This window comes from Sulfitobacter sp. UBA4523 (genome assembly GCF_002388305.1).
Lineage (GTDB): Bacteria > Pseudomonadota > Alphaproteobacteria > Rhodobacterales > Rhodobacteraceae > Sulfitobacter > Sulfitobacter pontiacus.
Map to the genome: position 1 here is coordinate 1 of NZ_DGMH01000069.1, position 7700 is coordinate 7700.

8 protein-coding genes and 1 pseudogene are annotated in these 7700 nt (G+C 61.1%); 5 read left to right on the forward strand and 4 right to left on the reverse strand.

What is annotated here, in order from left to right; translation table 11 throughout:
* From B3849_RS16650 to B3849_RS16665, 4 genes and pseudogenes are all read right to left on the reverse strand, one after another.
* A pseudogene (locus B3849_RS16650) lies at window positions 1-410 on the reverse strand (sodium:solute symporter); the annotation flags it as partial.
* Entirely contained in the window at window positions 410-682 is a 273-nt protein-coding gene (locus B3849_RS16655) for a hypothetical protein (protein WP_009826724.1), read from the reverse strand. The gene B3849_RS16655 and the pseudogene B3849_RS16650, both read right to left, overlap by 1 nt.
* The gene (locus B3849_RS16660; protein WP_074635113.1) at window positions 679-1062 is read right to left on the reverse strand and encodes a response regulator transcription factor; all 384 of its coding nucleotides are present in this window, start codon (window positions 1060-1062) and stop codon (window positions 679-681) included. The genes B3849_RS16655 and B3849_RS16660 overlap by 4 nt, the downstream gene beginning before the upstream one ends.
* 107 nt (window positions 1063-1169) lie before the next feature.
* Window positions 1170-2465, reverse strand: a complete 1296-nt coding sequence (locus B3849_RS16665; protein WP_278424481.1) for a helix-turn-helix transcriptional regulator — start codon at window positions 2463-2465, stop codon at window positions 1170-1172.
* Between the two features lie 231 nt (window positions 2466-2696).
* Between B3849_RS16665 and B3849_RS16670 the strand changes: the two genes are divergently transcribed.
* The 5 genes from B3849_RS16670 to B3849_RS16690 form a co-directional block, all read left to right on the forward strand.
* Entirely contained in the window at window positions 2697-4061 is a 1365-nt protein-coding gene (locus B3849_RS16670) for a substrate-binding protein (RefSeq protein WP_037943985.1), read from the forward strand.
* Window positions 4062-4149: 88 nt separating this feature from the next.
* Window positions 4150-5181, forward strand: coding sequence for a branched-chain amino acid ABC transporter permease (locus B3849_RS16675; protein ID WP_009826721.1), 1032 nt, complete (start codon window positions 4150-4152; stop codon window positions 5179-5181).
* Window positions 5182-5184: 3 nt separating this feature from the next.
* Entirely contained in the window at window positions 5185-6393 is a 1209-nt protein-coding gene (locus tag B3849_RS16680) for a branched-chain amino acid ABC transporter permease (RefSeq protein WP_005852794.1), read from the forward strand.
* 15 nt (window positions 6394-6408) lie between these two features.
* Window positions 6409-7173 (forward strand): ABC transporter ATP-binding protein, encoded by a 765-nt coding sequence (locus B3849_RS16685; RefSeq protein WP_286780452.1) that lies wholly within the window; start codon window positions 6409-6411, stop codon window positions 7171-7173.
* A 60-nt stretch (window positions 7174-7233) separates the two neighbouring features.
* Window positions 7234-7700: ABC transporter ATP-binding protein (locus B3849_RS16690; protein WP_286780453.1), on the forward strand; the 467-nt coding region annotated here is incomplete at its 3' end.

Here is a 7700-nt window from a genome sequence, read left to right on the forward strand (position 1 = left end):
TGCAGCGCGATATAGGGCGTCACACCGATCACGGCCATCACCGTCACGACGATCGCCAGCGTGTTGGACTTGCCATAGCGCGATGAAATCAGGTCCGCGATCGAGGTGACGCGATGGCTTCGCCCGATCCGCACCAAACGCCGCAGCCCCCACCACCAGCCGATCATCACCAGCGACGGGCCAAGGTAGATCGTCACAAATTCCAACCCCGACCGCGCGGCATAGCCAACGGCGCCGTAAAAGGTCCAGGCGGTGCAATAGATCGACAGCGACAGCGTATAGACCAGCGGAGAGCGCAACAGCCAGTCGCCCCGCCCCCGTGCCGCCGCACGCTCTGCCGCGAAGGCCACGGCAAAGAGCCCGACCACGTAAAGCAGACAGACCGCGACCAACTGGTTCAGTGACACCATCAGTCTTGAGCTTCCTGAGCGATCTGCCGCGCCGTGCGCCGCCAGAGCAGAAAGCACAAGACGATGCCCGCCAGCCAGACGCCAAAGACATAGCGCAGCGCGTGCGACATGGGCACGGCCGCGCCGACGGGGGCATCCTGCACAGGCCAGAGCAGCGGCACCATCCAGAAGGCCAGCACCAGCAAGGGCAGCAGCCGGACGGCATCCATCATGCGGCGAAACCGGTAGCTGCGCCGTTCCAGAAACAGCGGCGAGCCGGGGGGCTTGCTCATGCTTTTGCGGTGCCTGCGGCGGTCAGATCGCGCACGGCTGCCAGCATATCGGCGTTGGAAAACGGTTTGGTCATAAACCGGCTGACCCCGGCCTCTAGCGCGATTTCGCGGTCGCGGGTCTGGCCGCGGGCGGTCAGCATCAGGATCGGCAGATCGGCCAGCGCGGCATCCGCCCGCAGTTCCTTCAGGATTTCGAAACCGCTTTTGCCCGGCAGCATCACATCCAGCATCACCAGATCGGGGCTGGCCTTGCGGATCACCTCCACGGCTGTCGCGCCATTGGCCAGCGTTTCGACGCGCCAGCCCTCACGGCCGAGTAAAAATCGTATCGCCTCGGCGATGTTCGTCTCGTCTTCCACGAGCACCACATGCTTGCCCATTGGCAAAATCCCTCCCTGTGGCCCTGGTCGCTTGTGCCGCGATCTCGGTAGGCCGAGCGGCAAGATGCACGGAAAACCCTGCCCTGTCAAAAGCCTGTTGCCCCGCGCTATACCCCGTCATTCAGGATCGACGGTTCGCGCCGCGCCGGACAGGCCGCGCGCGGGCAGACGCGACAGGTGGCCCCCACATCAAGCGCGGGCGCGCTGTCCGGCCCTGCGGGCAGGATCAACATCACCGAATGAAGTAAGGGTACCGCGTTGTAATCGCGCACATTCTGCGTTTCGCAGGTGGCAAAACAGTCAAAAGCAGAATGGCCCCGCCCCAATTGCGCAACCCGTTGTTTCTGTACCATGCCCGGGCTGCCCAGAACGGCGAACAGCGGCCAAAGCGGGCAACAGGCTCCAAAGCGCGGCACGACGAAACCGTCGATGGATTTGCGAAAGATCAACGTGCCCGACCGGTCGCAGATCACCAGCCCTGCCCCCAGTTCCGGCACCGTCGCCATGCGCCGCAAGACGCGGGCCACGGGCTGGCGCAGCTCTGCACCAAGCGCCACGGGGTCCAGTCCAAGCCGGTCAAGCGCCTGTGTCAGCCGCGTGATCGGCAGGGCTTCGGCATCGATGGCGATCTGCTGCAACACATCGCGCGCGATGTGACGCGCGGCCACGCTTTGCAGTTCGGGGGCGGTCTGGATCAGTTTGTCGATAGCATCCGCATCCCCTTCGGTGACCTCAAGCGTGGCAAAACGATAGCGATGTGCGGCCAGAAACGCCTCTACCTCCTCTTGCGGGGAATCGGCGGCGGGGGTAATTTCGGGGTCGGCCTCAAGATAGCCCACCAGCGCCTGCGCGCTATCGGCAAGGCGACGGCTGTCCTGATCGATGTTGATGTGAAACCGGTCGCGCCATTCGGGTTCAAGCGTTTTGGTATCGGCCAAAATCGACGCGGTGGACCGGATCGCGGCAGCGGTCGTCAGCAGTTCGTGCATAGAGGCCGCCAGATGCGGGTCATGGGCCAGCCGGTCGGTCAGGGTTTCGACCGTACGCTCCAACGTGGCGATCCGGCGCTGTGCGTTGGCCAGCACATCGGCCCAGCCGGGGAACCGCCCGGCAAATTCATCGGCGCGGGTCGCCTCTGGCCCGCTGAGCCGCGCATCATCCGCCGCCTCGCGCAGGGTGGCGATCAGCGCCGCCTCGGCCCCTTCGGTCAACGCCGTCGGCTCCACCCCAAGGGCGGCGGCGATGTTAAGAAGCAGTTTCCCGCCGATTCTGCGACGGTTGTGTTCGATAAGATTCAGATAGCTGGCCGAGATGCCGATCCGCTTGGCAAGGTCCGCCTGTTTCTGCCCCGCCATCACCCGACGTTCACGGATGCGGCTGCCGGTCAGCGCGTCGCGGGTCACGTGGCACCCCCGCGCGAATTATATCGCGTTATCAACGGCTTTCTGCGCTGCAATATCATTAAATTTACAACTCCCCCTCAACCTGTGCGAATATATTTACAGAATAGTTGTTTTTATCAAGGGGCTTGTTGATCGGTTTTCAGTTTTCCTCTCATATCATATTTGCACCTCTGTGCATCATGGACCCGGAAAAATAATCGGGCCGTGATTTCAACATTTGGGAGGAAATACATGTCATTTTCTAACTTGACGCGTCGTGGCGTGATCAAAACCGGCGCTGCTGCCGGGGCCGGTCTGGCGCTGCCGACGTATCTAAGCGCGGCCGCGCATTCCGGCTTTACCAACGCGCCAACGGGCGACACGGTGACGCTTGGCTTTAACGTACCCCAATCAGGCCCCTACGCGGACGAAGGCGCAGACGAGCTGCGCGCGTTCGAGCTGGCGGTCGAGCACCTGAACGGTCAGGGCGACGGCGGTATGCTGAACACCTTCAGCTCGAAGGCGCTGGAAGGTAACGGGATCATGGGCAAGAAAGTCCAGTTCGTGACCGGCGACACGCAGACCAAATCGGACGCGGCCCGCGCATCGGCGCAGTCGATGATCCAGAAAGACGGCGCGATCATGATCTCGGGCGGCTCAAGCTCGGGCGTGGCGGTTGCTGTGCAGGGCCTGTGCCAAGAGGCCGGCGTGATCTTTATGGCGGGTCTGACCCATTCGAACGACACTACGGGTAAAGACAAGAAAGCCAATGGCTTCCGTCACTTCTTCAACGCCTATATGTCCGCTGCGGCTTTGGCACCGGTGCTGAAGAACCTCTATGGCGACGACCGTAAGGTCTACAGCCTGACAGCCGACTACACATGGGGCTGGACGCAGCAGGAATCCATTCAGGCCGCGACCGAAGCCATGGGCTGGGAAACCATCAACGACGTGCGCACGCCGCTCGCCGCGACCGACTTCTCGTCCTATATCGCGCCTGTCCTGAACTCCGGTGCGGATGTTCTGGTGCTCAACCACTACGGCGGAAACATGGTCAACTCGCTGACCAACGCCGTGCAGTTCGGCCTGCGCGAAAAGCAGGTGAACGGCAAGAACTTCGAAATCGTCGTGCCGCTTTATTCAGAGCTGATGGCCCGTGGTGCGGGTGAGAATATCACCGGTATCGTCGGCTCGCAGAACTGGGACTGGAAGCTCGAGAACCAGATGGGAGACCGCTACAAAGGCACCAACGCTTTCGTTCAGTCCTTCGGCGAAAAATACGGCTTCCCCCCCAGCCAGGCGGCTCAGACCTGCTATGCGCAGACGCTGCTGTATGCGGATGCGGTGGCCCGTGCCGGATCGTTCAACCCCTGCGCCGTCGGCGAAGCCCTTGCCGGGTTCGAATTCGACGGTCTGGGCAACGGCCCGACGCTGTACCGCGCCGATGACCACCAGTGCTTTAAGGACGTTGTGGTCGTGCGCGGCAAAGAGAACCCCGAGAATGAATTCGATCTCGTGGAAATCGTCGAAGTCACCCCAGCCGATCAGGTCACCTATGCACCTGACCACCCGATGTTTGCGGGCGGCGAGTTGGGCGACTGCAACCCCGGCGCGTAAACCAAGTCTAAGGCAGGGGGCGACCCCTGCCTTACCTTGCCGGCGGGCTTTTCCGCCTTTCACTTCTTAAAAATTCGAGGGCACCGCGATGGACGCCATTCTTTTGCAACTTCTTAACGGGTTGGACAAAGGTTCAGCCTATGCGCTCATCGCGCTTGGTCTGACGTTGATTTTCGGCACGCTGGGTGTCGTGAACTTTGCCCATGGGGCGCTGTTCATGATCGGTGCCTTCTGCGCCGTCACGCTAAGCAAGATTTTCACGCTCAGCCACAAGGCATCGGAACCCTCCGGCGTCGATTTTCTGGGCAAGCCGAAATACGAGGACATTCTCTATATCAAGGACTGGTTCGGAGAGACCGCCGGTGCCTGGATGCTGGATTGGTCCGTTCCCCTGTCGATCCTCTTTGCCGTTCCGATCATGCTGGCCATCGGCTTTGTCATGGAGCGCGGGTTGATCAAACATTTCTACAAGCGCCCCCATGCCGACCAGATTCTGGTGACCTTCGGTCTGGCGATCGTGCTGCAAGAGGTGATCAAGTATTTCTACGGCGCGAACCCGATCCCCACCTCCGCACCGGAGGCGTTTCGCGGGTCGTTCGACTTTGGCGTGATGCTGGGCTTTGATCCCAATGCGATCATCTACCCTTACTGGCGCCTGATCTATTTCGCTTTCTCGGCCGTGATCATCGGCGGCGTTTTTGCCTTCTTGCAGTTCACCACCTTCGGGATGGTCGTGCGCGCCGGTATGGCCGACCGCGAGACAGTCGGTCTGCTGGGCATCAACATCGACAAACGTTTCACCATCATGTTCGGCATCGCCGCCGCGGTCGCCGGTCTGGCCGGTGTCATGTACGCGCCGATCAACTCGCCCAACTACCACATGGGTATGGATTTTCTGGTGCTGAGCTTTGTCGTCGTCGTGGTCGGCGGCATGGGGTCGCTGCCCGGTGCCGTGCTGGCGGGGTTCTTGCTGGGTATTCTGGAAAGCTTTGCCTCGATGAACGAGGTCAAGAACATCCTGCCCGGTATTGACCAGATCATCATTTACGTTGTCGCGATACTCATCTTGCTGACACGCCCCCGTGGCCTGATGGGCCGCAAAGGCGTGATGGAGGAATAACCCATGCACTCACTCACGAAAAAAGACTTTCTCCTGCTGTTGGTGGTGGCATTCCTGACCATGGCAGCCCCTATCATCCTCAACCCCTTCCCCGCCGGATCAGGGCTGGCGCAGTTCAACGCGGGCTACCCCGACTTGATGCAACGCTTTGTGATCTTTGGCATCTTTGCCATCGGGTTCAACATTCTGTTCGGCCTGACCGGATACCTCTCCTTTGGTCACGCGGCCTTTCTGGGGGTCGGTTCCTACTCTGCCGTGTGGATGATGAAGCTCTTGTCGATGAACGTGATCCCCGCGATCCTTTTGTCGGTGATCGTGGCGGGGCTCTTCTCTGTCGTGATCGGCTTTGTCTCGCTGCGCCGGTCGGGGATCTACTTTTCGATCCTGACGCTGGCCTTCGCGCAGATGTCGTTCAACCTTGCCTATTCGGTGCTGACGCCGATCACCAACGGGGAAACCGGCCTGCAAATCGCGCTGAGCGATCCGCGTATCCTTGATGGGGCGAATGCACCCAGCTACCCCAATCTGTTCGGGGCACAGATGAATGCGGCGACGACGCTGGATTTCGGGGCGTGGTCCTTCACCTTCTCGGTCGGGTATTACCTGTGTGCCGTGATCATGCTGCTGGCGTTCTATATCTCGATCCGCGTGTTCCGGTCGCCTTTCGGCATGATGCTGCGGGCGGTGAAATCGAACCAGCAACGGATGAACTACACGGGCCTGAATACCAAACCCTACACGCTGGCGGCCTTTGTCATCTCTGGCATGTATGCCGGTCTGGCCGGTGGCCTGCTGGCCGCAATGGACCCGCTTGCCGGTGCTGAACGGATGCAGTGGACCGCCTCGGGCGAGGTGGTTCTGATGACCATCCTTGGGGGTGCGGGCACCCTTCTGGGGCCGGTTCTGGGCGCGGGCTTTATCAAGTACTTCGAAAACATCTTTTCCAAGATTAACGATAACGTGCTGCACGGTTGGTTCGCCTTTATGCCCGACGGGCTGGAAGACACGCTGATCACGCTGATCCACCCCTTTGTGGGCAAGGGCTGGCACCTGACGCTGGGCCTGCTGTTCATGCTGGTCGTGATCTTCCTGCCCGGTGGTCTGGTCGAAGGCGGTCAACGTATCGGTCGCGTGTTCCGCCGCAAGGACCGCAACGCCGGATCGGTCGAGGCAGACGCCGCCGCACAACGCAACACCCCCCCAGCCGAATAAGAAGGAGCTGAACAGATGGCCATTCTCGAAGTCAAAAATGTCGGCAAACGTTTCGGCGGGCTGCAAGCGCTGAGCGACGTGAACCTCAGCGTCGCGGAAAACTCGGTCCATGCGATCATCGGGCCGAACGGGGCGGGTAAATCCACGCTGCTGAACTGTCTGGTGGGCAAACTGATCCCCGATACCGGATCGCTCATGTTCGACGGGCAGTCGGTGCTGGGGCGCAAACCCTACGAGATCAACCAGATGGGGATTTCCCGCGTATTCCAGACGCCCGAGATCTTCGGCGATCTCAGCGTGCAGGAGAACATGATGATCCCCTGTTTTGCCAAACGTGACGGGGCGTTCCAGATGAACGCGCTCACCGCCATGTCGAGCCAGCGTGACGTGATCGAAAAAGCCGAAGAAATGCTGGTCGAGATGAAGCTCGCCGACAAGCGCCACATGAACGCGGCCTCTATGTCGCGCGGGGACAAACGTCGGTTGGAAATCGCGATGTGCCTGTCGCAAGACCCGCGCCTGCTGCTGCTGGATGAACCCACAGCGGGCATGGCGCGGGCCGATACCAACAATACCATCGACCTGCTCAAGCAGATCAAGGACGAACGCGACATCACCATCGCCATCATCGAACACGACATGCATGTGGTGTTCTCGCTGGCGGAACGGATCACCGTGTTGGCGCAAGGCACCCCGCTGGTCGAAGACACTCCCGACAACATCAAAGGCCACCCCAAGGTGCGCGAGGCGTATTTGGGCGAATCCCAGGACGCCGCCTGACGCGCGGGGGGGCTCCCCTCCCGCGTCGCCCCGTACCAGAGGCTTTGCAAGGACAAGACTATGAACACGAAACCCGATTTCTCGAACAGCGCCAACCACGCCGCTACCGCCCCCGCCTATCTTTCGGTCTGGGACATCCACGCCTATTACGGCGAAAGCTATATTGTGCAGGGCGTCAGCTTTAACGTGCATGAAGGCGAAATTCTGGCGCTTCTGGGCCGCAACGGGGCGGGGAAAACCTCTACCCTGCGGGCCATCGCGCAGATCGGCGACCCCGAATTGCGCAAAGGGGAGGTCTGGCTCGACCACCAGCCGCTGCACAAGATGGCCAGCCACGAGGCCGCCGCCAACGGTCTGGCGCTGGTCCCCGAAGACCGCCGCATCATCGCGGGTCTCACGGTCGAGGAAAACCTGCAACTGGCGCAGATCGCCCCGCCCATCGGCTGGTCGCTTGACCGCATCTACGAATTATTCCCCCGCCTCAAGGAACGCCGCAAGCAAGAGGGCGTGACCCTGTCGGGCGGCGA

Bases quoted from the DNA above. Each gene is read 5' to 3' on its own strand.
- B3849_RS16670 (WP_037943985.1), top strand. From the start codon at position 2,697: ATGTCATTTTCTAACTTGACGCGTCGTGGCGTGATCAAAACCGGCGCT.
- B3849_RS16675 (WP_009826721.1), top strand. From the start codon at position 4,150: ATGGACGCCATTCTTTTGCAACTTCTTAACGGGTTGGACAAAGGTTCA.
- B3849_RS16680 (WP_005852794.1), top strand. From the start codon at position 5,185: ATGCACTCACTCACGAAAAAAGACTTTCTCCTGCTGTTGGTGGTGGCA.
- B3849_RS16655 (WP_009826724.1), bottom strand. From the start codon at position 682: ATGAGCAAGCCCCCCGGCTCGCCGCTGTTTCTGGAACGGCGCAGCTAC.
- B3849_RS16685 (WP_286780452.1), top strand. From the start codon at position 6,409: ATGGCCATTCTCGAAGTCAAAAATGTCGGCAAACGTTTCGGCGGGCTG.
- B3849_RS16660 (WP_074635113.1), bottom strand. From the start codon at position 1,062: ATGGGCAAGCATGTGGTGCTCGTGGAAGACGAGACGAACATCGCCGAG.